Genomic DNA, 25,022 nt, shown 5'->3' with positions numbered 1-25,022 from the left:
GTTATTATAAAGTTTAACTATAAATAGGGATAAAAAATGGAAGCTTTTAATACAAGAGTTTTATTAGTAGAAGATGAAGAGTTAGCTAGAAAGACTTTGTCTTTTTATTTAAATACAATATTTGATGAGGTAGTTGTTGCTTGTGATGGAGAAGAGGGAAGCCAAAAATTTCAAGAAAACCACTCTTTAAATAAATCTTTTGATTTAGTACTAACAGATATAAAAATGCCAAATAAAAATGGTATTGAAATGATTGATGATATATTAAAATTAGTTAGTAATCAAAGATTTATAATAGTAAGTGCTCATAAGAATGAAGATGATTTATTAAAACTTATTAACCTAAGAGTTTTAGGATATTTTGTAAAGCCTTTAAATATTGACAATATGATGGAGATGCTTCAAAAAGCAAAAGATGAAGTCATAGCTGATAGAAAAATAAAAGTAGATGAAGAGCTGATTACAATTAATAAAACTTATACATATAATAAATCAACAAATAAACTATACAACCAAGAAAAAATAGTTAAATTATCAAAAAAAGAAGCAGAAATTTTAAGTGTGCTTATTAATAATTTTGGTGAAGTTGTATCTGTTGAAACATTTAAAAAGCATGTTTGGAATGATATTAATACAAATGATTCAGCTTTTAGAACAGTAATGAAAAGATTAAAAGATAAAGTTAAAAATGATGATTTTATCATATCTCATAAAGGTTATGGATATATAATTGAAAAGCCTTTCATAAAATAGAAAAAAGAGTTTAATCTCTTTTTTCATTTCCTTTTTCATCCCAATCACTCCAACCATGAAATTTTAAAGGTTCAACTTTATGTAAATTTTTAAGATGTGAAGACCAAGCTTTTAAGTTTTTTTCTAAATCTATTTTAAACTCTTTTTCACTTTTGTAGGTAAAGTTTTTATTTTGAATCTCTGTTGATAAAAAAGTTGGATAAACAGTAAAACCCATATAGTGCAATGAGAAAGTAATAGAGCGAAGAATAGACTCTATTTCACCTCCGCCTCTTCCATTTTTAGTAAAAGTAGATAATGGAGCTCCTGAAGTAACAGAACAGATTGCTTTTTTCCCTTTAAAGTATCCTTTATCATATCTCATTTTACTAGTATAAAGACCCCCTGCAACAAAAACCCTATCAAACCATCCTTTTAACATTGCTGGTTGTTGATGCCACCATAAAGGAAATTGTAAAATAAGTAAATCACACTTTTTTATTTTCTCAATCTCTTCTTTTACATCTTTTGCTAAGGTGTCTGTTTTATATGCATTTCTTTGTTCTGACAACACATCAAATCTAGAACTATTTACTCTATTTTTATAGTGTTCAGCTTTTTCAACAGGATCAAAATTCATTGCATACAAATCTGATATTTCTACACTATGACCTTGCTTTGTTAATGTCTGTTTTGCTTTATTTGTTAAAGATGCGTTGAAAGATTTTTTTTCTGGATGAGAGTGAACTATTAATATATTCATAAGAAGTACTCCTTTATTTTAGATAAAGAGATTATTAATAGTTAATTATAATAAAGTATCCTAAATGGATACTTTATTTATAATTCTACTTCATATTTTGATGTATTATTTGCTTTTAATTTTGCTTTTTGGAAAAAATAGATTAATAAGAAAATTGCTAAACCAATTAAATATGAAATATAATGACTTGGTAAGGCAAGTTTTGCTTCAACAATTTTTGGTAAAAACATAAAAGGAACAATAGCTAAAAATATAAATCTTTCTATAATATTTGTCCATGTTATAAAGTATCCTTGTGTAAAACAAGAGAATGCTAACATACCAATAAGTGCAGTTACAAATATAATTACTACTTCAAATGGATCTGTTATCCAAATCCAGCCACTTGGATCTGATGGATTAAATGAATCAACTCCTGAGATTAATAATAACTCTGGGTTAAAGAAGAACATAAATGGTAAAATTGCTGTTCTAATATCATATTTAAACCCTTGAATACCTGTTTTAATTGGATCAGATTTTGCAATACCTGCTGCTGCATATGCTGCAAGACCAACAGGTGGCGTATCATCTGCTAATATACCAAAATAAAATACAAATAAATGCGCAGCAATTGCAGGAATTAAATATCCATTATCTTGTGCAAGTGTTAAAATAACTGGTGCAGTTAATGATGCCATAACAATATAATTAGCAGTTGTTGGTAAACCCATACCTAAAATAAGTGATACGATAGCTGCTAAGATAAGAATAATAAATATATTTCCACCTGAAATTGTTTCAATAACTTCTAATAATACTTGTCCAAGACCTGTTAATGTAATAGAACCTACTACAATACCAGCAAGTGCAGTTGCAACTGCAATTGGAACCATATTTTTAGCTCCACTTATAAATCCAGCTAAAATATCAATAAAACCACTAACCCAAACTTCTTTTGTAATTTTTTGTTTATAAAGGATTGCTCTAAATGGATGTTGAACAACCATTAATAGCATTAAAAGTGAAATTGCATTAAAAGCAGCACTTGCAGCACTCTCTCTTAAAATCATTAAAGTATAAAGTAAAAAGAAAATTGGAACTAAATAGTGAATACCTCTTAAAAATGTTTGTAGTTTTGGAGGTAAATCTTCTGGGTTTGCACCTTTTAAACCTAATTTTAATGCTTCTAAATGAACTATATAAAATAGTGCAAAATAAGAAACAAAAGCTGGAATAAAAGCAGCATAAATTACATCAGTATAACTTAATGCTAAAAACTCTGCAATAATAAAAGCAGCTGCACCCATAACAGGAGGCATAAGTTGACCATTTGTAGATGCTGCAACTTCAACAGCACCAGCTTGCTCTGGCCTAAATCCTGTTTTTTTCATCAATGGAATTGTAAATGTACCAGTTGTTACTGTATTTGCTATTGATGAACCACTCATAATACCTGTAAATCCAGATGCAACAACTGATGCTTTAGCTGGACCTCCTCTAAATCTTCCTAGTAATGCAAATGCTAAATTAATAAAATATTCACCTGCACCTGCTTTATCTAAAAGTGAACCAAAAAGTACAAACAAAAATACAAAACCAGTTGAAACACCTAAAGGAACACCAAAAATACCCTCTGTTGTTAAAAACATATGTCCTGCAAGTTTATTAAAACTAGCACCTTTGTGAATAATTAATTCAGGCATATAAGGTCCAAGCATATCATAAGCTAAGAAAATAATAGCAATTAAACTTAATGCAAATCCTAATACTCTTCTTCCTGCTTCTATTAAAATCACAATACCTAAAAGAGCAACAGAAATATCAACCATTGTATAATCACCAGGTCTTAATGCTAAATCATTATAAAAAAATGCTATATATCCAGCTGTACAAAGTCCTAATGTTGCAAATGTATATCCAAACCATCTAACTTTTTTTAGAAAATACTCTTTTCTAAACATTGGATAGATTAAAAATGATAATACCAATGCAAATGTTAAATGTATTGATCTTGCAATTGTAGAGTTTAGAGGCTCTATTACAATATAAAGTTGAAATATAGTCCAAGCTAAAGCTATTGCTGAAATTAGCCAAAATTCAAAGTGTTGTGTTCCAAAGACTCTTTGACCCTCTAAATCATTAACTATATTCTCCGTTTCTTTTGCTTGTTCTAATTCAAGCTCATCAAGAGTGTGATGTTTGTCTCGTTCTATCATAGTAATACCTTAGTAAATTAGAGTTATTGCCATACTTCATGTAAAAATAAACAAAAATGTGAATTAAATGAAATATGACAATATTGTTTCGAAAGCATTACGCTTTCGAAAACTATATTATAAAATACCTGCTTCTTTGAAGTATTTTTTAGCACCCTCATGTAAAGGAGCACTTAAACCATCAAGTAATGATTTTTTTGTAATATTTGCATATGCAGGGTGTAGTTTTTTAAATTTTTCGAAATTTTCTAAAATTGCTTTAACTACTGTATATACAGCTTTTTCACTTACGTCATCACTAGTTACAAGTACTGCTTTTACACCAAATGTAGGAGTAGGCTCAGGGTTGCCTTTATAAATTCCAGCTGGAACATCTGCTTTTGCAAAATAAGGATTTTCTTTGATTAAATTATCTACATTACTTCCTTGTAATGGAACAATTTTTACATCAACAGAGTTTGAAGCATCTTTAATATTAGCTGTTGGATGTCCAACCATATAAAAATAACCATCAATTTTGTTATCTCTTAATGCATCTGGCATCTCAGAAGCTTTTAAAGCACCAGCAAATGCTAAATCAGATTTTTTTATTCCACTTGCTTTAAATAGATTTAAAGCAGTAGCTTCATTTCCAGAACCTGGATTACCTAAATTTATTCTTTTTCCTTTAACATCTGCTAAAGAGTTTATATTTGCATCTTTTCTTGATACCAAAGTTAATAATTCAGGATAAATTGCCATAACTGACTTTAATTTTTTAACTGCATCACCTTGATATCTTCCTGTACCTTTTGATGCTTGATAAACAACATCAGATTGTACAATACCAAAATCTAGTTCACCATTTTTAATAGTGTTTACATTGTAAACAGAACCACCTGTTGATTCTACTGAACATCTAATTTTAGTCTCTTTTTTGTATTGATTTACAAGTCTACAAATAGCACCACCTGTTGGATAATAAGTTCCTGTAACACCACCTGTACCAATTGTAATAAACTCAGCAGCAAATGCTGGAAGAGTTAATGCTCCTACTAAAGCAGCTGTAGCAAGCTTCTTCATATGTTCTCCTTTTTGATTTTTATGTGTTTGTAATGACATAATCACAACACAATTATTATATCATAAATGTATTATAATATATTTATGATAAATAATAGTGTTAAAATTGTATATTAATTGCACAATAGTTGCAATAATAATAAAAATGTAACATATGTAAAATTTATGCAAACTTAAATAAAATTTTTACTTATGGTATAATTTAAAAATGAAAAATCAACAACTTATGATAATTATATATGTAATTTTAGTAGTATTCTCTATTATGTATGCAACCCAGCCATTACAGCCTTTATTAGCCAAAGAGTTTAATATTAACATGGTACAAGCATCACAATTTACTGCTGTAATTATGTTTTCACTTGCAATTGCACCTATTATTTATGGGTATATTTTAGAATCAATTTGTCCTAAAAAAATGCTTTTTGTTGCATCTTTGATACTTCTTGTAACAAATCTTGTTTTATCTTACTCAAATAGTTATGAGATGTTTTTGACAATTAGAGTTATAGAATCACTTGTAATTCCAGCTATTATAACTTCATGTATGAGTATTTTAGCAAATAGTGATAAAAAAAATGTAAAATATAATATGGCAATTTATGTTGCAGCAACTGTATTTGGCGGAATGGTAGGTCGTGTAATATCTGGATTTATTGCAACAGAGTTTGGATGGAGAGCTGTATTTATCTCTTTATCTATTGCACTATTTTTTGCACTATTTTTTATCAAAAAGCTATCTTTTGAAGGAGATACAAATCTTACTAAAGCAAAATTAAGTGATGTTGTAGAAATTTTAAAAGATAGAAGATTTGTTTTAATTTATTCCTTGATGTTTACAACTTTTTTTGTATTTGCAGGACTACTTAATATTTTGCCATTTAGAATGAAAGAGTTAATTCCTAATGCAACTGAATCTCAAATTGGATTACTCTATTTAGGTTATGGAATGGGAATAGTAGTATCTTTATTATCAAAAAAAATCATAAAACTTTTAAAAACAGAATCAAATACCATACTTGTTGGAGCTTTAATTTTTACACTAGTTAACTTTTCTTTTTTTAGTGATAATATGATTTTTGTATTTTTTATGCTATTTGTTTTTTGTATTGGTATGTTTACTATTCATAGTGTAAGCACAGGAATTGCAAACTCAATAAAAGAGTCACAAAAATCTTTAACTTCTGGTATGTATTTGACTTTTTATTATATTGGGGGAGCAGTGGGTTCTGTAGTTCCTGCAATATTTTATCAATTAGTTGGATGGAATTTTACAATTATTTTATTTATTAGTGTACTAATTCTTATTTATACTCTATTTTTTATTTATAAAGATGATTTTAAATAGATGAATAAACTTATTGTAAATAATAAAACAGATAATTTTTATAACTGTTTAACAACTCTTTTTAACTCTTGTAAAAGTTTTTATATTAATGTTGCTTTTATAAATTATAGTGGATTACAACTTTTACTTGATAGTTTAAAAAAGTGTGAACAAAAAGCAGTTAATGGAAAAGTCTTAACATCAACATATTTAAATTTTACAGAAGTAAAAGCACTTAAAAAGCTTCAAGAGTTTAATAATATAAAGTTAAAAGTCTTTGATAGTAGTGATGTGGGGTTTCATAGTAAAGCTTATATTTTTGAGTATGAAGAAGATTATAAAATAGTTGTAGGCTCTTCAAATATAACTGCAAGTGCATTTAAGTCAAATATAGAGTGGAATTTAAAAATAGTAAGTAAAAAACAAGATAGTTTTACCCTTGATGTTTTAAATGAGTTTGATTCTTTATTTAAGCAAGCATATTATGTAGATGAAAAATTTTTAAACTCATATGAAAACTTTTTAAAGCAGAAATTTGTAAAAGTAGATAAAAAATTTATTTTTGAAAAAGAGATAAAAGCCAATAGTATGCAAATCCATGCTCTTAAAAACTTAAAAGATTTAAGAAAAAACAATCAAAAAAAAGCAATAGCAATTTGTGCAACAGGAACAGGCAAAACATATCTTAGTGCTTTTGATGTAAAAGAGTTTGAAGCTAAAAAGGTTTTATTTTTAGCTCATAGGGAAAATATTTTGATTTCATCAAAATTTAGTTTTGAAAAAATAATAAAAACAAAAAGTTTTGGACTTTTTACAGGAAATAAAAAAGAGCTTGATAGTGATTATATTTTTGCTACTATTCAAACAATAAGTAAAAATTTAAAACTTTTCAAAAAAGATGAGTTTGATTATATTATTTATGATGAAGCGCATCATATAGCAAGTGAATCTTTTCAAAAAGTTTTTTTATATTTTAATTCAAAATTTACTTTAGGCTTAACGGCAACTCCAAATAGAAGTGATAAACAAAATATTTATGAAGTTTTTGATGATAATGTTGCAATAGATTTAAGATTAAATGAGGCATTAGAGCAAAAACTAATTGCACCTTTTCACTATTTTGGAATAAGTGATATTGTAACAGATTATGAAAATACAAACTTAGATGATCTTTCAAAGTTAGCAAAACTATTAAGTGTAAATAAAAGAGTTGAATTTATAATTGAAAAAATGAAATTTTATGCTCATGATAATAAAAAAAGAAAAGCTTTAGCTTTTTGTGTAAATAAAGAGCATGCAAAATATATGAATGATGAGTTTAATAAAGCAGGTATATATTCAACTACTCTTTTTGGAAGCGATTGTATTGAAAAAAGAGAATTAACTATTGAACAACTTGAAAATGAAGATGATAGTTTAGAAGTTATTTTTAGTGTAGATATTTTTAATGAAGGCATTGATATACCAAAAATAAATACTATTTTGATGTTAAGACCTACAAGCTCATCAACTGTATTTATTCAACAACTAGGACGTGGTCTTAGAAAAACAGAAGATAAAGAGTATTTAACAGTATTGGATTTTATTGGAAATCACAACAGAGCTTATTTAGTAGCTTTTGCACTTTTAGGAAATAAAGTAATTGACAAAGATAGTATAAAACTTGCTTTAAATAATAGCTTTGCAACAATATCTAATAATACATTTATATATATGGATGAAATCTCAAAGAAAAGGGTTTTAAAACAACTTGATGAAGAAAACTTTAATAGTTTTAGATATTTAAAACAGCAGTTTATTGAGTTTAAAAATGATATTAAGAAAGTTCCAACACTTATTGACTTTATAGTTTACGAAACAACACTTAATCCTAAAGATTTTATTGATGAGAGTAAATCTTATATTGAATTTGTATTAAGAGTACAAAAACAAAAAAATGAATTTCCATTGAGTTTTTTGAAAATTATTAGATTTATTGATTCTCATATAAAACTAAAAAGAGTTCATGAATTTGCAATATTAAAGTATCTTTTAAATCATGAATCAATTGATTTAAAAACTGCACAAAATGAAGTTTTAAAGTATCAAGAAAGAGTTGATTTACAAACAGTAAAACATAGTTTTAGATATTTAAATCAAGAGTTTTTTGATAGTGCACAAATAAAAAGATATGAAAAAGTTGTATATTTAGAAGATGAAGTTTTAAAAGTTACTCAAGTTTTTAAAAAATGTTTAGAAACAAAAAAACAAAAAGAGCTTATAAAAAATAGTTTAGAGTATGGAATTTTATTGTATGAAAAAGAGTTTGAAAGAGTTTATTATGGTTTGCCATTTTTAAAACTATATGAAAAATACAATATGAAAAACATAGCATTACTTTGTAACTTAGATAAAATTCATAGCTCTTTTAGAGGAAGTGGTCAATTAAAGCATAAGAATGATTACTTTTTATTTATAAACTTAGATAAACAAAATGCCATAAAAAGTAAAAGGTATAGTAATATATTTTTTACAAATGATACTTTTTCTTGGCAAACAAAACCAAATGCAACTATTAATAAAGGCGATGGAGAAAAATTAATAGAAAATATCAAGCATAAAGTTAAACTTCATATTTTTGTAAGAAAATATATAACAGTTGATAAAAAAACTCAAAATTTTATATATTTAGGATTAGCAAATACTATTAAGTATGAGGGCGAAAAACCCATCAATTTAACTTTAAAGTTAGAAAAAAAACTTCCTAAGTATTTATATGATGAGTTTACACTAAGCGTTTAAGCAGCTTCATCTATTATTTTAAAAATAGTTTTTTCTACTCTTTGCATTACTTCTTTTAAATTTTCATTTAGTTGGGGAAATATAAATGATGGTTTAACTACACATATATTTGTTTTCCCCTCATCTTCATATATAGAGATACTACATGGCAAAATTGAACTAACACTTGGATCAATATCTAAAATCTCTTTAGCAATATGTGGTTGACAAATATCTAAGATAAGACATCTTCTTCCTAGTTCAACATCTTTTGCTTTAAGTTTTTCATGTACATTATGAGTATGTTGAAGTCCAAATTTATTTTCACTGATAGATTTTTGAAGTGCATCATAAGTCTCTTCTAAAGTTTTAGAAGTACTAACTTGGTATTTCATAAATTTTCCTTATAATTAATTTTTGATAATTTTATCAAAACTATTATTATATAAAGGTTTTAAGCGATAGTTTACTTTTTAAATATAAGCATATGTTTATAAATATATATAAGCTTATATTATAATAATGATGAAAAAACGATAAAGATATTGAAGAAATATTTACATAAATAGTAAAAAATACTCCTTTAAAAACTTTTATAAAAAAAGACTCAAAAAGTACTTGACAAATATACACTCAATAAGTTATAATACTTTAGCAGTTCAAGATAATGAGTGCTAAAATTCAAAAGATTGGTTTTAAATGATTGATAAAAAAGAGTTTTTATTACAGTCTATTATCAAAGCATATATTGAACACTGTGAACCTATTGGTTCTAGTCAGTTAAAATCAATGTATGATATTGCTTACTCGCCTGCTACTATTAGAGGGTACTTTAAAAAGTTAGGCGATGAGGGTTATTTAGCCCAAGAGCACGCAAGTAGTGGAAGAACTCCAACTACAGAAGCTTTAAAGCAGTATTGGTATAGTAAGCTAAATTTTAAACTATCTTTTGTTGATTTAAGAACTATTGAGTATTTGGCTCAAAGTATTGGTCTTACTGTGTTTATAAAGGAACTTAAAAATGATAAGTTGGTAAATATTATTAATATTCAAGATAAATATATGATCTTAGAGTTTGATAATTTTCCAATTACAATTAAGTTCTCATCAGCACTTTACAGATTTTTGCAAGATATGATTGGTTTAGAAATAAACCATATACTTAAAATTTCAAAAGATGTTGGTGCTTATGAGCTTTATGAACAAATTTCACATTTTGTGAAAAAAAGAGATCTTTCAATTTATAATACAAAAGAGTTTTTAAGATTAGCTCTTAGCTATGACTTTGATGAGACTATTATTAATTCATTTTTAAATGGAGAAGTTATAGATAAATGTGAAGAGGGTCTATATTTTGAAGAGTTGTTGCCAATTGGTTACACTGCAATTTGTCATGAGTGTAATATCAAAGGATATAATTCTAAAATGCTAATAGTTGGCGAATTATCAAAAGATTATGAATATTTTTATAATCAAATTAGTATGTCTTAGGAGTAAAAATTGAGCGAAGAAAAAAAAGAAGAAATAGAACAAGAAGTGGTAGAAAATCAAGAAGAACAAACTTGTGAAGACAATGCTACTAGTGAGGTTAAAGAAGAGACTGTAGAAAGTGTAAGAGCTGAACTTGAAGAGAAGTTAAAAGAAGCAGAAGATAAGTACTTAAGAGTTCATGCAGATTTTGAAAACATAAAAAAACGATTAGAAAAAGAGAAGTATCAAGCAATTGATTATGCAAGTGAAAAGTTTGCAAAAGATTTATTAACACCAATTGATACTTTAGAAATGGCACTAGCAGCAGAAGAGTCTGCAAAAGATTTAAAAGCAGAAGAGTTACTTAAAAAATTAAAAGAAGGTGTTGAATTAACAATCAAAAACTTCTATACAGTTTTTGAAAAACATGAAATTAGTACTATTGATACAAGTGGAGAATTTGATCCAAATTTCCATGATGCAGTAATGCAAGTTGATAGTTCTGAACATGAAGATGGACAAATAGTTCAACAATTACAAAAAGGTTATAAGTATAAAGAGAGATTACTAAGACCAGCAATGGTTTCTATTTGTAAAAAATAGATAAGTTTGACCGAAATGTCATAAAACTAAATAAATTAGAAAAATTATTAAAAATAAAATAAAACTTGATAAGGAAATAAAATGAGTAAAGTAATTGGAATTGACTTAGGTACAACAAACTCTTGTATGGCAGTTTATGAAGGTGGAGAAGCGAAAGTAATTGCAAATAAAGAAGGTAAAAATACAACACCATCAATTGTTGCATTTACAGATAAAGGTGAGGTTTTAGTAGGAGATCCTGCAAAAAGACAAGCTATTACAAACCCAGAAAAAACAATTTATTCTATCAAAAGAATTATGGGTCTTATGATGGAAGAAGAGAATGCTAAAGAAGCACAAGAAAAAGTTGGATATAAAATTGTAAATAGAAATGGTGCAGCAGCAGTTGAGATTGGAGATAAAGTATATACTCCTCAAGAAATTTCTGCAAAAATTTTAGGAAAACTTAAAGCTGATGCAGAAGAGTATTTAGGAACAACTGTAACTGATGCAGTTATTACAGTACCAGCATACTTTAATGATGCACAAAGAAAAGCTACACAAGAAGCAGGGACAATTGCAGGTCTTAATGTACTAAGAATTATCAATGAGCCAACAGCTGCATCACTAGCTTATGGACTTGATAAAAAAGGTGAAGAAAAAGTTCTTGTATATGATTTAGGTGGTGGTACATTTGATGTTACAGTTCTTGAAATTGGTGATGGAACATTTGAAGTACTTTCAACTGATGGTAATGCATTCTTAGGTGGAGATGACTTTGATAATAGAATTATTGATTGGTTAGCAAAAGAGTTTAAAGATGAGAATGGATTTGACATTAAAAATGACAAAATGGCATTACAAAGATTAAAAGATGCAGCTGAAAATGCTAAAAAAGAGTTAAGCTCAGCAGAATCAACAGAGATTAACTTACCATTTATTTCAATGGGTAATGCAGGACCAGTTCACTTAGTAAAATCTTTAACAAGAGCTAAATTTGAGTCTATGACAGAAGATTTAATTAATGAAACATTATCTCATATTAAAACTGCTTTAGATGATGCAGGATTAGATAAAAATGAGATTCAAGAGATTATCATGGTTGGTGGTTCTACAAGATTACCAAAAGCAAATGAAATTGTTAAAAACTATTTTGGAAAAGATTTAAATAAAGGTGTTAACCCTGATGAAGTAGTTGCAAAAGGTGCAGCTGTTCAAGCTGGTGTATTAAAAGGTGATGTAAAAGATGTACTATTATTAGATGTAACTCCTTTATCATTAGGTATTGAAACTTTAGGTGGAGTTATGACTAAATTAATTGAGAAAGGGACAACAATTCCTGTTAAAAAATCTCAAGTATTTAGTACAGCAGAAGATAATCAACCAGCTGTATCAATTCATGTAACTCAAGGTGAAAGAGAGTTTGCAAAAGATAATAAATCTTTAGGTATGTTTGAACTTTCAGATATCCCAGCAGCTCCAAGAGGTGTGCCTCAAATTGAAGTAACATTTGATATTGATGCAAATGGTGTATTAAATGTAAGTGCTAAAGATAAAGGTACTGGAAAAGAGAATAAAATTACAATCTCTGGTTCATCTGGATTAAGTGATGAAGAGATTGAAAAAATGGTACAAGAAGCAGAATCAAATAAAGAAGCAGATGCAAAAAGAAAAGAAGTAATTGAAGTTAGAAATCAAGCTGACTCTTTATTGCATTCAACTAAAAAAACTTTAGAAGAGAATGAAAGTGCAGTATCAGAAGAAGAGAAACAAAAAATTGTAGATGCAGCAGCAGCTTTAGAAGAAGTTTTAAAAGATGAAAATGCAACAAAAGAGCAAATTGAAGAGAAAGTTAAAGCTTTAACAGAAGTAAGCCACAAATTAGCAGAAGCTATGTACGCTAAAGAGCAACAAGGTCAAGGTGGACAAGCAGGTGGTGCACAAGCAAATAAAAAAGCTAAAAAAGATGACGATGATGTAATTGATGCTGAGGTTGAATAATCTTGCATTTTAATTATATATTTGCAAAGGGAAGGTAACTTCCCTTATGCAAACACTAATATTTTTACTACTTACTTTTTTATTAGTAATATTCTCTGTATTACTTTACTTTAAAACTAAACATCAACGAGTATCAAAGCTAAACTCAGGTGAGTGCCCAAATTGTGGGGAAAAATCAAGAACATTTTTTGATGAAAAAACCAATACTACTTTTAAAAATGAAGCTATTACAAAAAGAGTATTAAAAAATCATGGCTGCCAAGGAGTTATAGAGTTTGAATATAGATGCAAACACTGTGGCTTAAAAGAAGTTCATCCTCAAGGGCAATAATTTTTTGTAATAAAACATTTACTTTAAGATGTTAAAATACTGCAAAATTAAAGGAGCAGTTTTGAGACAACTACTAATTTTTATAATTACTATTTATATATTTACTGGATGTTCTGTAAAAGAGTATCAAAAGTATGATGATATCTCAAAGGCATCTCTAGAAAAAGTCAATTTTTATGATATTGAAGACTTTTATAATGATGATTTAGATTATGCATTTGAAGTATTTAAAAAAGCTTGTACACGTTCAAAAAGATATGAAATGTTTAAAGAAGTTTGTTTAAAAGCAGATGATGAAAATAACGCAAGAGACTTTTTTATCTCAAATTTTGAAGCTTATAAACTAATAGATAATAAAGGAAGCGATGAGGGGATAATTACAGGTTATTATGAACCATTACTTCATGGAAGTTTAACAAAAGATGATACTTATAAGTACCCAATTTATAAAACTCCAAAAGATATGATCACAGTTGATTTAAGTAAGGTTTATCCCGAACTTAAAAAATATAGATTAAGGGGTAAATTAAAAGGAAATAAATTAGTTCCTTATGAAAATAGAGCCCAACTTGAAAAGCATGAAAATGAGAATTTAGAAGCTATTTGTTATGTTGATGATAAATTTGCACTTTTTTTACTTCATATACAAGGTTCTGGTAAAGTAAAATTAACAGATGGTACAATTTTAAATGTAGGTTATGCAAATCAAAATGGAAGAAGATATAAATCTGTTGGAAAATATATGTTAAAAAATGGATTTATTGATAGAAATAGTGCTTCTATTCAAGGAATGAAAGCATATTTTGATAAAAACCCAGACAAAATGGATGAGATTTTAAATCATAATGAAAGTTATGTCTTTTTTAGAGAATCAAAACAAGGTGCAACAGGAGCATTAGGTGTTGAACTTACTTCAAAAAGAAACCTTGCTGTTGATAGAAGTTATATTCCTTTAGGTATGCCAGTATTTATTTCAACTTCAAATCCAGTTACAAAAGAGGATATAAACAAACTAATGGTTGCTGCTGATGTTGGAGGAGCAATTAAAGGGGAAATTAGAGCTGACTTTTTTTGGGGATTTGGTGATAAAGCATTTGAGTATGCAGGAAAAATGAAAGAAAAAGGTAAATTATATATTCTTATTCCAAAGCAAGTATTAAACTAAATACTTTGCTTTGTAGTTTAAGAATATCTTTTATCAAAGAAATATAACATTGCATAGGAAATGATTATTGCAGCTACTGTTCTAATAGCAATTATAATAGTAAAATCAGCTCCAAAAATTACAAATAATAATGTATCTTCAATAATAGCATGGCAAATCATTAAAAAAGTACCAATAAAGAAGATATCTTTTTTACTTAAACTTGTACCTTTTGCTTCTTCTATTAATATACCTGCTCCATATGTTATTCCTAAAAATACACCAACTAAGATTGAAAAACTTTTACTAATATTTTTCCCACTTTTTTGTATAAAATCTCTTGTTTTTATAAAATCCATTATAAAAATTAAAGCAGTAATTAAAGCAATAATTTTCAATGATAAAATAAAAGCATTATATGCTGAAATTTGAAGTAAAGAGATTAAACTATCATAACTTTTTTCTTCAAAAGCTTCAATATTTATATTTGACATAAAGTAACTTGAAGGAATAAAGGTAGTTAGATATGCAACTAATAATCCTGCAATAAATCTTAGAAGATAAGAGTAAGTGTTTGATAAACCAATTTTTTTCATAATCACACTTTCAACTACAAGGGAGTGACAAATACCTAAAAACACTGCAAGTACAGTCCATTGTTGTGGACTCATATCAAGTGGAGCTGCAAAAGCAACTGCTGCGTAAAGATTTAAAAACATTCCACTAATTATTGATAATGCAGCCTCTTTTGGTAAACCTAAAATAGAAGTAAATGGTTCTACTAAAAATGATACATATGCTAAGGTATTATAATAAAACAGTATTTCAGCAAGTATATAAATTGGTATAACAAGTTTTAGTATAATCCAAATACTTTTTATTGAAGAGTTTAAAGTTTTTTGTAAATTCATAAATACTCTTTTTGAAAGTTTTTATAATTTTATCTAAATTTTGAAGATATTTTATTAAGTTTAAGATGGAAGTTGTTAGCTACAACATCCATCTCCACAACATGAAGTTTTCTTCGGAGTAAAAAATGAAATAACAAAATTATTTTGCATCTCTTCAACTTGAAATTCATGTTTACCACAGAACTCACTATTCATTTTTTCTTTCATTTGTATTGCTTTTAAAAGAGCATCATCTTTTGAAGTAAAACTAATATTATTCTCAAGGTCACTTCTTTTAAAACAACCACATTGATTTGCAACTACTATTTTATGCATATAAATTTTCCTTATATATAATTTGTTTATTTAAGTAATGCAATACTAACTTAAAGATACACTAAAATATCTTACATTAAAAATTTATATTAATATTTTAAAAATCAAGTGATATTTTGATAGAATATCTAATTAAATGAATTATTAAGGAAAATAATGCACATTACAAACTTGATTTCGCAATATTTTGGAAAGTTTGCCAAAAAAGAGTTCCCATCATTTTTTCAAAAATTTATTAACAATACATATGTTAAAATTTTTAAAATTGATATGAGTGAATTTAGAAATGCTAAGTATTATAAATCTTTAACTGATTTATTTACAAGAGAATTGGCAATCCCAAGAGAGATTGATGAAGAGGAAAATAGTTTTATCTCTCCTGCTGATAGTTTTATTACACAGTGTGGAAGCTTGCATAAAGAGACTCTTTTTCAAATAAAAGGCATGGAATATTCTGTTGAAGATTTGCTTACTTATTATTGTACTGATACTTTTCCTATGGTAAAAGATGGAAAATATATGAATTTTTATCTTGCTCCAAGTGATTATCATAGGTATCATGCACCTATTGATTGTGAAATTAAAAAACTTATTCATGTTCCAGGAAAGCTTTATCCTGTTAATTTAAAATACTTAAATAAAGAGCTTGATTTATTTGTTCAAAACGAAAGAGTAGTTTTAGAGTGTTTTTCAAATAATAAGATTTTTTATATGGTTTTTGTTGGAGCTTTAAATGTAGGTCAAATGGTATTTGATTTTGAACCAAGTGTAGAAACAAATAGTAATACAAAAGATATAAAAGTAATTAAGTATGATGATCTGAAAGTAAAAAAAGGTCAAACATTAGGTTATTTTAAAATGGGTTCAACTGTTGTTATGGTTTGGGAAAAAGATAGTGTAGAATTAGAAGATTTACTAAACCAAAAAGTAAAATATGGACAAAAAATTGGTATTTTAAAATAAAATAGTTTAATAAATAGCTTTTAAGTATTTAAGCCTAAAGAAATTTAATTTAATTAAAAGTTAAGTTTTGTCAAAATGAAGAAAACAAAAAGGAATAGATATGTCAACAACTACGGAAATTGCAACACTTCAATTATCAGGAACAAAAAAAGGTAAAATAATTATTTCAAATATAACTGAGCCATATGGAAAAGAGACTTCTGATGTGGTAAGTATTGGTATTGCTTTAAATGGCAAAGATATTGAGTGGAAATCTCATATTCCTTATGGAAGTCTTGATGATGTAATTGAAGTATTACAAAAAGTAAGTCAAGAGAAAAAAGCACAAAATGCTTAAATTTTAAGAGATAATAAAAAAATTATCTCTTATTTATAATATTTTTTGTTATAATTTTTATAACAAAGGATATTCAATGAAAATACTTATCTTACTACTTACTTTTATTTCTCTTTTTGCAAATAGTGCAAAATCAATTGATACTACTACTTTAGAAAAATATCTTTCTAAAAGAGCAATTATTATAGATATAAGAACAAAACAAGAACAAAATCAAAAAGGTATAATTCCTAGTTCATATACGATTACTTATGAAAATAGCAGTGATTTAGAAATGAAAAGATGGAAATATAAACTTTTAAAAGTTATAAAAAGTCCAAATCAAAGTTTTGCTTTAATAGATAAAGATGGTCAAAAATCAAAAAATTTAGCAAATGAGCTTAAAAAAGCAGGCTTTAAAAAAGTGTTTTATTTAAAAGGTGGTTTTAATGCTTGGAAGAAAGAGGGAAAAAGAGTAATAAACTAGTTAAAAACTGTTTCTCTTTGCTCTTCAATCCATTGTGCAATACCTCCATGTAAATGGGCACAGTTTTTATATCCTAAACTAATAAGATAATTACCTACGGTTCTTGTTCTATTTGCATGGGCACAAATAAGAATAAAAGTTTGGTCTTTATTTGTAACTAATTTTTCAAATTTTTTCATCCATTCATCTAAGTCATAATTTCCATAAATATCAAAAAATGTAAGTTTATGTGAATTTTTTATAATGCCTGTTTGTTTAAACTCAATTTCAGTTCTAATATCAATTAAAACTATATTGTCCTTATTCATTAAATCAACTTTTCTAGGAATTAAATCTATTACTTCATCTTGCATATTTTAGCCTTTTTAAAAAGAAAATTTTAACAAGAAAATATTAATAAATCTTATAAATTAAAAGTTAGTTTTATAAATACAAGTTTTTATTAACAAACTCTTTACAAATATTTACTATAATATTAAAAATTCTAAAGGAACTTATATGAAGAAGATAATTTTGATTCTATCTTTTAGCTTTATATCTTTATTTTCAGCTGAACATTTAACTGCTGATAACATAGATGAAAAACTTCAAAATAAAAATGCTATTGTTGATTTTTATGCAGTTTGGTGTCCTCCATGTAAGATAATGTCTAAAAATTTGAAAGATTTTGAAAATTCAAACAATAGTGATGTAGTAATTTATAAAGTTGATGTAGATAAGCAACCACAATTAGCACAAAAATTTGGGGTAAGAACAATTCCTACAACTGTCTATTTTAAAAATGGAATTTTTTTAAAAAAAGAAGTTGGGGTAAAAACAGTATCTCAACTACATTTAAATGTTAAAAACTATTTTTAGGAAAATTTGATGTTACAAAAACTCTTTTTAATATTTCTTTTAGGTTTTAATTTTTTATTTGCAACTTCAAATGATGATTTTTTAACACCTGAAGAAGCTTTTCAAACAAAGTTTGAATTAAGTAATGAAAATATATCTTTTAAAATAGAACTTGGAAAAGATATCTATTTATATGATAATATGCTAAAGGTTTTTATAACAAAGCCTCAAAAAATAGAGATTACAAAAGAATTGAACATTCCTAAACCTGTTGAATATGATGAGTTTATAGTTCATTTTGGAAATCAAAATATAAAAATTCCTTTGAATCTTTTAGAGTCTAAATTAAAAGCAGATAGTTATGAAGTTGAAGTTCAATTTCAAGGTTGTTCTAAAGCTGGTCTTTGTTATGCACCTATGAGTGAAACATATACTTATTCAAAAACAGTTTCAAAAGTTCAAGAAGTAAAACCTTTAGAAAATAAACAAGCTTTAAGTGAGACTGATTCTATTGCAAACACATTAGCAAGTGGAAACTTTCTTTTAGTATTAGCAACATTTTTTGGCTTTGGATTATTACTTTCATTAACACCTTGTGTGTTCCCAATGATTCCTATACTTTCATCAATAATTGTAAAAGCTAGTAATAATGAAAGATTAACACCACTTAAAGGTTTCTTTTTATCTTTTGTATATGTTTTTTTTATGGCACTTGCATATACTATTGCAGGAGTAGTTGCAGGCTTGTTTGGTGCAAACTTACAAGTTGCTCTTCAAAATCCTTATGTTTTAGTTATTTTTGCATTAATATTTGTAGCTTTAGCTTTTTCTATGTTTGGATACTTTAAATTAGAATTACCTCAAGCTATTCAAAACAAAATCAACAAAACAACTGAGGGAAAAGAGAAACAAGGAGTATTAGGAATTGCAATTATGGGATTTTTATCTGCTTTAATTGTAGGTCCTTGTGTTGCTCCACCATTAGCAGGTGCTTTAGTTTATATAGGTCAAACAGGAGATGCAGTTCTTGGTGGTTTAGCTTTATTTGTACTTAGCTTTGGAATGGGACTTCCTTTACTATTAATAGGAGTAGGTGCTGGTAAGTTTATGCCAAAACCAGGTGGTTGGATGGATAGTGTTTCTAAAATCTTTGGTATTGTAATGCTTGGTATTGCAATTTGGATGTTAGAGCGAGTAATACCAGAATATACTATGTATTTATGGTCATTTTTATTAATTGGAGCATCTTTATATTTACAAATATATAAACATATTTTAGTAAGAACATTTACAATTATTTTATTAGTTTATGGTGTTATTGCTTTTGTTGGGGCAATAAGTGGTGCAAATGATATATTAAAACCTCTTAATAAACTTAGTTTATCAACTTCAAAAGTAAGTAGTGAAAATGATATCAAATGGAAATATGTTAAAAATTTAGATGAATTAGATATAGCTATAAAAGAGTCTTCAAAACCTGTTATGCTTGATTTTTACGCTGATTGGTGTGTGGCTTGTAAAGAGTTAGAAGAGATAACTTTTACAGATGAAAAAGTAAAACAAAAACTTCAAGAGTTTACTCTTTTAAAAGCAGATGTTACTAAAAATAGTGTTGATGATAAATTGATGCAAAAAAAATATGGTATTTTTGGACCTCCTGGATTAATCTTTTGGGATGAAAATAATAAAGAGATTAAAGAGGCTAAAATCGTTGGATTTAAAACTGCTAAAGAGTTTTTAGAAATTGTAAATAGAAGTTTTTAAAAGGGATTTTATCCCTTTTATTTAATCTTTATGCTCAATAAATTGGTTTGTTAAAAAATCATATTTTAAATAGTGAGTTTTTAAGACTTTTTTTTCATCTATTAAAAAATCATATACTTCAATATTAAGTATATTTTTTTCCCAATTTAAATAAGAGTCTAAAAAATCAATCTTTAACTCTTTATTGAACTCTTTAAAATATTTATCTTTGATTAGTTCTCTCATTTTTACACCTAAATCAATATCTATATTTTGAGCTCTTTTATAAAGATTTTCAACATGAGCACCTAATGTATAACCTCTTGCTTGTGACATTTGATTATCTTTATGTATTAAATAACTATTTACTACTCTATGTTCCATATCTTCATAAGTTTCATAAGAGATTTTAAAATAAGTTCTAAAAAGTATTGAGTTTAAAGCTTTAGATGAATAGATAACTTCTTCTTTTTTTGATTTATCTAAATCTTTTATAAGGTCTGTTTTTTCATGTTGTGAGTAGTAGTTTTTTGATATTTGTTCTTTAAAATATTTTGTATATTTTTTTGGCATTATTTCTATAATATCTTTTTGATTATCTTTTAAATAATTTTGTATTTTGTTAAACTCTTTTATTGCATATGTATTATCAAAATCTTTAATATCTAAAAAAGTAATAAATACATTTTTACTATAAGTTTCATCATAAATAATAAAAAACTCTTTATTATAATATTTTTTAAAAACTTTTGCTTTTTCTTTGAGCTTGTCTATATACTTAATCTGCTTTTCTATACTCTTTTTTATTTTCTCTATGATATCTTCTCTTGAATCTTTTTTTTTGCCTCTAAAGTCATGTGCAATTGTAAAATAAAAATCCTGTTTTTTATCATATAATATTACAAATTTAAAATCTTGAGGTAAAGGGACAATTGATGGAGCATACACTGTTTCATATGAAATTAAATCTATTTTATTATCAAACTCTTTTTTAAGAATATTTTTTATTTTACTTTTATTTATAAAGCTAGAAAAACCATAGTTTGTTTCATTTAATATTAGTAATAATGCTATTATTGTAAGAATCTTCATATGTGACCTTTTTGTAAATCTTTGAAATTTTACGTAACTTTTTCTAATACTATTCTTAATATATCAATTTTATAATCTTAAAATAAGCAAAGAAAAATATATTAAAATCCTATTTTTATCCCATATTTATTGTTATAATTTTTTATAGATATATTAATCTAATAATTGTCGCTTTTAAAAAGTCAATCATCTAATATATAAATAAAAAGGTTTAATATGAATACTATAAAAGAGCAAGATATAATAGACAGTATCGCAGGAGCCTGTCAATATATCTCGTATTATCATCCAGAAGATTTTGTAAAAGGAATGGTAGAAGCATATGAAAAAGAGGAATCCGAAGCAGCAAAAAATGCAATAGCACAGATTCTAATTAATTCAAAGATGTGTGCAATGGGACATAGACCATTGTGCCAAGATACAGGATCAGTAAATATTTTTATTAAAGTTGGTTTAAATGCAAAACTAGAGTTGTCAAAAGAGTTAGAAGATGTATTAAATGAGGGAGTAGCAAAAGGATATACAGACCCAGATAATACATTAAGATACTCAGTAGTAAGTGACCCAGCAGGAGAGAGAAAGAATACAAAAAATAATACTCCAGCAGTAATACATTATAGTGTAGATAACTCAGATAAAGTAGAGATAACAGTTGCAGCAAAAGGTGGAGGAAGTGAGAATAAATCTAAGTTTACAGTGCTAAATCCATCAGATTCAATATATGATTGGGTAATGGAGAATGTAAGACAAATGGGAGCAGGATGGTGTCCACCAGGAATACTAGGAATAGGAATTGGAGGAAACCCAGAGAAATCAATGCTACTTGCAAAAGAGTCTTTAATGGATCATGTAGATATACATGAATTAAAGAAAAGAGGAGCAAAAAATGCAGTTGAAGAGTTAAGATTAAGACTGTATGAAGATATCAATAAAATAGGTATAGGAGCACAAGGACTTGGAGGCTTAACAACAGTATTAGATGTAAAGATATTAGATTACCCATGTCATGCAGCTTCAAAACCAGTAGCAATGATACCAAACTGCGCAGCAACAAGACATATACATTTTGAATTAGATGGAAAAGGTGCAGCAAAATTTGAGAAACCAGATTTGGATATTTGGCCTGATTTAGAGATACCAATGGATAGTGTAAAAAGAGTAAATATAGAAGATTTAACAAAAGAGAATTTGTCACAGTTTAAATCAGGGGATACATTACTATTGTCAGGAAAGATTTTAACAGCAAGAGATGCAGCACATAAAAAGATTGTAGAGTATAAAGAAGCAGGGAAAGCATTACCAAATAACTTAGAGTTAAAAGATAGATTTATATATTATGTAGGACCAGTAGATCCAGTAAAAGGAGAGATAGTAGGCCCAGCAGGACCAACAACATCAACAAGAATGGATAAGTTTACAAAAGATATGATGGAAATAGGAATATTAGGGATGATAGGAAAGGCTGAAAGAAAGCAGCCAACAATAGATTTAATAAAAGAGTATAAATCAACATACTTAATAGCAACAGGTGGAGCAGCATATTTAATATCACAATCAATAAAAGATGCAAAAGTAGTAGCATTTGAAGAGATGGGTATGGAAGCAATATATGAGTTTGAAGTCAAAGATATGCCAGTAACAGTCGCTGTTGACAGTGAGGGTGTATCTATTCATACAACTGGACCACAAAAATGGAATAGTATTTAGTTTTTCTTGAAGACTTTTTTTATAAAAAAGTCTTCAATGATTAAGTTTATATGCTTTTAAATGTAAAAGAGGATAAAATAAAAAGAGAAAAGATAAAAAGAGAATATATGTTATATAAATTGATCTTATTATTACTATTTCCTATTTTTATATTTGCAAACTCACAAAAAGATATTTTACTTTTGCACTCTTATAATATTGGTTTAAAATGGACTGATAATATAACAAAAGGTGTAAAAACTGTTTTTGAGAACTATCCTGAGTATGAACTTACTATTGAGTGCATGGATAGTAAAAAAACAACCTCAAAAAAATATTTTGAAACACTTACAAAACTCTATGAACAAAAGTTCTCATCAAGACATTATGAAGTAATACTTGTAGCAGATAATTATGCATTAAACTTCGTAATAAATAATCATGAAAAAATATTTAATAATTCTCCTATTATATTTTGTGGAGTTGAAAACTTTGAAGATATAAAAATTCCTAAAAAAATAAAAGAGAAAATGACAGGAATAATTGAATATAAACAAATAACAAAAAATATACAAGCTATCTCAAAAATAATACCAAAACTAGATACACTATATATTATAAGCGATGATACTTTATCTTCTTTGGCAATAAAGAATCAAATTATTCAAGAGTCAAAAAAGTTTGCAGATAGATTTAATATAATATATGATAATAAAATAGATATAAAAACAATAGTTAATAAAGTCAATAAACTACCAGATAATAGTGCAGTTTTATTTACAAGTTTATATAGGGACATAAAAGGAAAATATGTAACTTATAACAAATTAAGAGAGTTATTTAATAAATCAAAATATCCAGTTTTTGCAATAAATAAAATCCATTTAGGTGAGGGTATAATTGGAGGGCTTGTTGTTGACCCAGAAGAGCAAGGTAGACTAGCAGCACAAAAAGCTTTTGAAGTAGTAAAAGGAAATGAGATTAAAAATATTCCAATACAAATACCCTCATCAAAGTACTATTTTGATTATAATATACTGAAAAAATTCAATATTGATTCTTCTTCTTTACCTGAAAATTCAAATATTATAAATATACCAAAAAGTTTTTTTGAAAAGCATAGAAAGATGATAGATAATACTTTTTTAGTTATGCCAATATTTATATTTTTAATTATAGGGCTTATTGTAAATATAATAAAAAAGATAAAATTAGAAAATAGATTATTAGAACAAAGTAAGCTAGATAAAGTATTGTTAAATAATATTCAAAGTATTGTGTATTGGGAGAGTAAAGATAGCAAGCTTTTAGGCTGTAATGATGCTTTATGTACTTTTTTAGATTCTAAAAAAAATGAAATAATTGAAAAAGAAATAGGATATATTCTTCCTGAAGTAAATGATTTGTTTTATAAAAATGATGATTTTATAGAAGAGCTTGAAACTCAAGTAAAACTTGGAACAAAAGAGTTTGATGCTTTAATAAGAAGAAAAAAGTATTTTAATAAAGATAATATAGAAGCAGGGGTTGTAACAATTATAAGTGATGTTACAAAAATTAAAAAATTAGAGAATCAAAGAAAAAAGAATGAACAATTCTTAATTCATCGTTCAAAACTATCTGAAATGGGTGAGATGATAACATCAATAGCACACCAATGGAAAACACCTTTAATAGAAATCTCAACAATAGCTCAAGAACTTATATATAAAAGAAAAAAAACTTCATCAATAGCAGATACTAAACAAACAGTTGATGATATAATGACACAAGTTAGATATATGACAGAAACAATTGATGATTTTAGAGATTTTGTAAAACCATCTGCGCAAAAAAGTAAATTTGAAATAAATGCAGCAATTATTGAACTTTTAAAAGTGGTAGAGCATAATATAAAATATAACTACATAGATGTAAATTTAAACTTTAATAATAAGTCATTTAATGTTTATGGTTATCCAAATGAGTTTAAACAGTGCATCTTAAGTGTGATAAATAATTCAAGAGATAGTATATTAAAAAGAAAAAAAGTAGAAGAAGATTTAGAAGCAGTGATAAATATTGATGTTGAAAACGAGGATAATTATACTTGTATTTATATAAAAGATAATGGTATTGGAATAAAAGAAGAGAATTTAGAAAAAATTTTTGAACCTTTTTTTACAAGTAAAAAAGAAGGAGATGGCTTTGGACTTTATATGGTAAAATTAATAATTGAAGATAAAATGGATGGAAAAATAGAAGCATTGAAATCTCAAGAGGGAGCAAAAATAAAAATTAGTATAAACAACTAAAATTTGTA

Annotated in this window: 23 protein-coding genes; 15 read left to right on the top strand and 8 right to left on the bottom strand. The window is 26.8% G+C overall.

The window, feature by feature from the left end:
- The first annotated feature begins 36 nt into the window (after nt 1–36).
- A complete protein-coding gene (locus ACAN_RS13170) occupies nt 37–753 on the top strand; it encodes a response regulator transcription factor (protein ID WP_099334578.1) in 717 nt (238 codons plus the stop codon).
- Between the two features lie 10 nt (nt 754–763).
- Here the strand turns inward: ACAN_RS13170 and ACAN_RS13165 are convergent, their stop codons facing one another.
- From ACAN_RS13165 to ACAN_RS13155, 3 genes are all read right to left on the bottom strand, one after another.
- Nucleotides 764–1,495, bottom strand: a complete 732-nt coding sequence (locus ACAN_RS13165) for an NAD(P)H-dependent oxidoreductase (protein ID WP_099334579.1) — start codon at nt 1,493–1,495, stop codon at nt 764–766.
- Between the two features lie 77 nt (nt 1,496–1,572).
- On the bottom strand, nt 1,573–3,693 hold the full coding sequence (locus ACAN_RS13160) for a TRAP transporter permease (protein ID WP_099334580.1): 2,121 nt from the start codon (nt 3,691–3,693) through the stop codon (nt 1,573–1,575).
- Nucleotides 3,694–3,810: 117 nt separating this feature from the next.
- Complete coding sequence (locus tag ACAN_RS13155; protein WP_099334581.1) at nt 3,811–4,755, bottom strand: TAXI family TRAP transporter solute-binding subunit; 945 nt, start codon at nt 4,753–4,755, stop codon at nt 3,811–3,813.
- 208 nt (nt 4,756–4,963) lie between these two features.
- Between ACAN_RS13155 and ACAN_RS13150 the strand changes: the two genes are divergently transcribed.
- On the top strand, nt 4,964–6,103 hold the full coding sequence (locus tag ACAN_RS13150) for an MFS transporter (RefSeq protein WP_099334582.1): 1,140 nt from the start codon (nt 4,964–4,966) through the stop codon (nt 6,101–6,103).
- Nucleotides 6,104–8,863, top strand: a complete 2,760-nt coding sequence (locus ACAN_RS13145) for a DEAD/DEAH box helicase (protein WP_099334583.1) — start codon at nt 6,104–6,106, stop codon at nt 8,861–8,863. It abuts the gene before it with no gap.
- On the opposite strand, the gene ACAN_RS13140 is transcribed toward ACAN_RS13145, so the two are convergent.
- Nucleotides 8,860–9,237: a DUF302 domain-containing protein gene (locus tag ACAN_RS13140; protein WP_099334584.1), complete on the bottom strand. Its 378-nt coding sequence runs from the start codon at nt 9,235–9,237 to the stop codon at nt 8,860–8,862. The two genes, ACAN_RS13145 and ACAN_RS13140, sit on opposite strands and share 4 nt — an antisense overlap.
- 304 nt (nt 9,238–9,541) lie before the next feature.
- Here ACAN_RS13140 and ACAN_RS13135 point away from each other — a divergent pair, with 304 nt between their 5' ends.
- From ACAN_RS13135 to mltA, 5 genes are all read left to right on the top strand, one after another.
- The gene (locus tag ACAN_RS13135) at nt 9,542–10,333 is read left to right on the top strand and encodes a heat-shock protein (RefSeq protein ID WP_079579978.1); all 792 of its coding nucleotides are present in this window, start codon (nt 9,542–9,544) and stop codon (nt 10,331–10,333) included.
- Between the two features lie 9 nt (nt 10,334–10,342).
- Nucleotides 10,343–10,915 carry a nucleotide exchange factor GrpE gene (gene grpE, locus ACAN_RS13130; protein WP_079579979.1) on the top strand — a complete coding sequence of 191 codons (573 nt, stop codon included), beginning with the start codon at nt 10,343–10,345 and terminating at the stop codon, nt 10,913–10,915.
- 81 nt (nt 10,916–10,996) lie between these two features.
- A complete protein-coding gene (gene dnaK / locus ACAN_RS13125; protein WP_099334585.1) occupies nt 10,997–12,895 on the top strand; it encodes a molecular chaperone DnaK in 1,899 nt (632 codons plus the stop codon).
- Nucleotides 12,896–12,941: 46 nt separating this feature from the next.
- The gene (locus tag ACAN_RS13120) at nt 12,942–13,226 is read left to right on the top strand and encodes a hypothetical protein (RefSeq protein WP_099334586.1); all 285 of its coding nucleotides are present in this window, start codon (nt 12,942–12,944) and stop codon (nt 13,224–13,226) included.
- 61 nt (nt 13,227–13,287) lie between these two features.
- Nucleotides 13,288–14,391: a murein transglycosylase A gene (gene mltA / locus ACAN_RS13115; protein WP_099334587.1), complete on the top strand. Its 1,104-nt coding sequence runs from the start codon at nt 13,288–13,290 to the stop codon at nt 14,389–14,391.
- Nucleotides 14,392–14,408: 17 nt separating this feature from the next.
- Here mltA and ACAN_RS13110 read toward each other — a convergent pair whose 3' ends face one another.
- Together ACAN_RS13110 and ACAN_RS13105 are read right to left on the bottom strand one after the other, a co-directional pair.
- Nucleotides 14,409–15,281, bottom strand: a complete 873-nt coding sequence (locus tag ACAN_RS13110) for a nucleoside recognition protein (RefSeq protein WP_099334588.1) — start codon at nt 15,279–15,281, stop codon at nt 14,409–14,411.
- A 75-nt stretch (nt 15,282–15,356) separates the two neighbouring features.
- Nucleotides 15,357–15,596, bottom strand: a complete 240-nt coding sequence (locus tag ACAN_RS13105) for a hypothetical protein (protein ID WP_079579984.1) — start codon at nt 15,594–15,596, stop codon at nt 15,357–15,359.
- Between the two features lie 156 nt (nt 15,597–15,752).
- Between ACAN_RS13105 and ACAN_RS13100 the strand changes: the two genes are divergently transcribed.
- The 3 genes from ACAN_RS13100 to ACAN_RS13090 all read left to right on the top strand — a co-directional run bounded on the left by ACAN_RS13100 (nt 15,753) and on the right by ACAN_RS13090 (nt 17,362).
- Nucleotides 15,753–16,559 (top strand): phosphatidylserine decarboxylase, encoded by an 807-nt coding sequence (locus ACAN_RS13100; RefSeq protein WP_099334589.1) that lies wholly within the window; start codon nt 15,753–15,755, stop codon nt 16,557–16,559.
- Between the two features lie 100 nt (nt 16,560–16,659).
- Entirely contained in the window at nt 16,660–16,896 is a 237-nt protein-coding gene (locus tag ACAN_RS13095) for a hypothetical protein (protein ID WP_079579986.1), read from the top strand.
- A 76-nt stretch (nt 16,897–16,972) separates the two neighbouring features.
- Nucleotides 16,973–17,362 (top strand): rhodanese-like domain-containing protein, encoded by a 390-nt coding sequence (locus tag ACAN_RS13090; RefSeq protein WP_099334590.1) that lies wholly within the window; start codon nt 16,973–16,975, stop codon nt 17,360–17,362.
- Here ACAN_RS13090 and ACAN_RS13085 read toward each other — a convergent pair.
- Nucleotides 17,359–17,715 carry a rhodanese-like domain-containing protein gene (locus tag ACAN_RS13085; protein ID WP_099334591.1) on the bottom strand — a complete coding sequence of 119 codons (357 nt, stop codon included), beginning with the start codon at nt 17,713–17,715 and terminating at the stop codon, nt 17,359–17,361. The genes ACAN_RS13090 and ACAN_RS13085 overlap by 4 nt on opposite strands.
- A gap of 145 nt (nt 17,716–17,860) precedes the next feature.
- On the opposite strand from ACAN_RS13085, the gene ACAN_RS13080 reads away from it, so the two are divergent.
- Both ACAN_RS13080 and dsbD read left to right on the top strand, forming a co-directional pair.
- On the top strand, nt 17,861–18,220 hold the full coding sequence (locus ACAN_RS13080; protein ID WP_099334592.1) for a thioredoxin family protein: 360 nt from the start codon (nt 17,861–17,863) through the stop codon (nt 18,218–18,220).
- Between the two features lie 9 nt (nt 18,221–18,229).
- Nucleotides 18,230–19,963, top strand: a complete 1,734-nt coding sequence (gene dsbD / locus ACAN_RS13075) for a protein-disulfide reductase DsbD (protein ID WP_099334593.1) — start codon at nt 18,230–18,232, stop codon at nt 19,961–19,963.
- Between the two features lie 21 nt (nt 19,964–19,984).
- Here dsbD and ACAN_RS13070 read toward each other — a convergent pair whose 3' ends face one another.
- The gene (locus ACAN_RS13070) at nt 19,985–21,034 is read right to left on the bottom strand and encodes a hypothetical protein (protein WP_099334594.1); all 1,050 of its coding nucleotides are present in this window, start codon (nt 21,032–21,034) and stop codon (nt 19,985–19,987) included.
- A 216-nt stretch (nt 21,035–21,250) separates the two neighbouring features.
- Here ACAN_RS13070 and ACAN_RS13065 point away from each other — a divergent pair, with 216 nt between their 5' ends.
- Entirely contained in the window at nt 21,251–22,741 is a 1,491-nt protein-coding gene (locus tag ACAN_RS13065; protein ID WP_147525222.1) for a fumarate hydratase, read from the top strand.
- A gap of 107 nt (nt 22,742–22,848) precedes the next feature.
- Nucleotides 22,849–25,014, top strand: a complete 2,166-nt coding sequence (locus ACAN_RS13060; protein ID WP_099335210.1) for a sensor histidine kinase — start codon at nt 22,849–22,851, stop codon at nt 25,012–25,014.
- The last annotated feature ends 8 nt before the right edge of the window (nt 25,015–25,022 follow it).

This window comes from Malaciobacter canalis (assembly GCF_008000835.1).
GTDB classification, from domain to species: Bacteria; Campylobacterota; Campylobacteria; order Campylobacterales; family Arcobacteraceae; genus Malaciobacter; species Malaciobacter canalis.
This window is presented reverse-complemented; position numbering and strand designations above follow the sequence as displayed.

Excerpts from the sequence above, each read along its gene's own strand:
- ACAN_RS13170 (WP_099334578.1), top strand. The coding sequence starts at position 37 with ATGGAAGCTTTTAATACAAGAGTTTTATTAGTAGAAGATGAAGAGTTA.
- ACAN_RS13165 (WP_099334579.1), bottom strand. The coding sequence starts at position 1,495 with ATGAATATATTAATAGTTCACTCTCATCCAGAAAAAAAATCTTTCAAC.
- ACAN_RS13160 (WP_099334580.1), bottom strand. The coding sequence starts at position 3,693 with ATGATAGAACGAGACAAACATCACACTCTTGATGAGCTTGAATTAGAA.
- ACAN_RS13155 (WP_099334581.1), bottom strand. The coding sequence starts at position 4,755 with ATGAAGAAGCTTGCTACAGCTGCTTTAGTAGGAGCATTAACTCTTCCA.
- ACAN_RS13150 (WP_099334582.1), top strand. The coding sequence starts at position 4,964 with ATGAAAAATCAACAACTTATGATAATTATATATGTAATTTTAGTAGTA.
- ACAN_RS13145 (WP_099334583.1), top strand. The coding sequence starts at position 6,104 with ATGAATAAACTTATTGTAAATAATAAAACAGATAATTTTTATAACTGT.
- ACAN_RS13140 (WP_099334584.1), bottom strand. The coding sequence starts at position 9,237 with ATGAAATACCAAGTTAGTACTTCTAAAACTTTAGAAGAGACTTATGAT.
- ACAN_RS13135 (WP_079579978.1), top strand. The coding sequence starts at position 9,542 with ATGATTGATAAAAAAGAGTTTTTATTACAGTCTATTATCAAAGCATAT.
- dnaK (WP_099334585.1), top strand. The coding sequence starts at position 10,997 with ATGAGTAAAGTAATTGGAATTGACTTAGGTACAACAAACTCTTGTATG.
- ACAN_RS13120 (WP_099334586.1), top strand. The coding sequence starts at position 12,942 with ATGCAAACACTAATATTTTTACTACTTACTTTTTTATTAGTAATATTC.
- ACAN_RS13110 (WP_099334588.1), bottom strand. The coding sequence starts at position 15,281 with ATGAATTTACAAAAAACTTTAAACTCTTCAATAAAAAGTATTTGGATT.
- ACAN_RS13105 (WP_079579984.1), bottom strand. The coding sequence starts at position 15,596 with ATGCATAAAATAGTAGTTGCAAATCAATGTGGTTGTTTTAAAAGAAGT.
- ACAN_RS13100 (WP_099334589.1), top strand. The coding sequence starts at position 15,753 with ATGCACATTACAAACTTGATTTCGCAATATTTTGGAAAGTTTGCCAAA.
- ACAN_RS13095 (WP_079579986.1), top strand. The coding sequence starts at position 16,660 with ATGTCAACAACTACGGAAATTGCAACACTTCAATTATCAGGAACAAAA.
- ACAN_RS13090 (WP_099334590.1), top strand. The coding sequence starts at position 16,973 with ATGAAAATACTTATCTTACTACTTACTTTTATTTCTCTTTTTGCAAAT.
- ACAN_RS13085 (WP_099334591.1), bottom strand. The coding sequence starts at position 17,715 with ATGCAAGATGAAGTAATAGATTTAATTCCTAGAAAAGTTGATTTAATG.
- ACAN_RS13080 (WP_099334592.1), top strand. The coding sequence starts at position 17,861 with ATGAAGAAGATAATTTTGATTCTATCTTTTAGCTTTATATCTTTATTT.
- dsbD (WP_099334593.1), top strand. The coding sequence starts at position 18,230 with ATGTTACAAAAACTCTTTTTAATATTTCTTTTAGGTTTTAATTTTTTA.
- ACAN_RS13070 (WP_099334594.1), bottom strand. The coding sequence starts at position 21,034 with ATGAAGATTCTTACAATAATAGCATTATTACTAATATTAAATGAAACA.
- ACAN_RS13065 (WP_147525222.1), top strand. The coding sequence starts at position 21,251 with ATGAATACTATAAAAGAGCAAGATATAATAGACAGTATCGCAGGAGCC.
- ACAN_RS13060 (WP_099335210.1), top strand. The coding sequence starts at position 22,849 with ATGTTATATAAATTGATCTTATTATTACTATTTCCTATTTTTATATTT.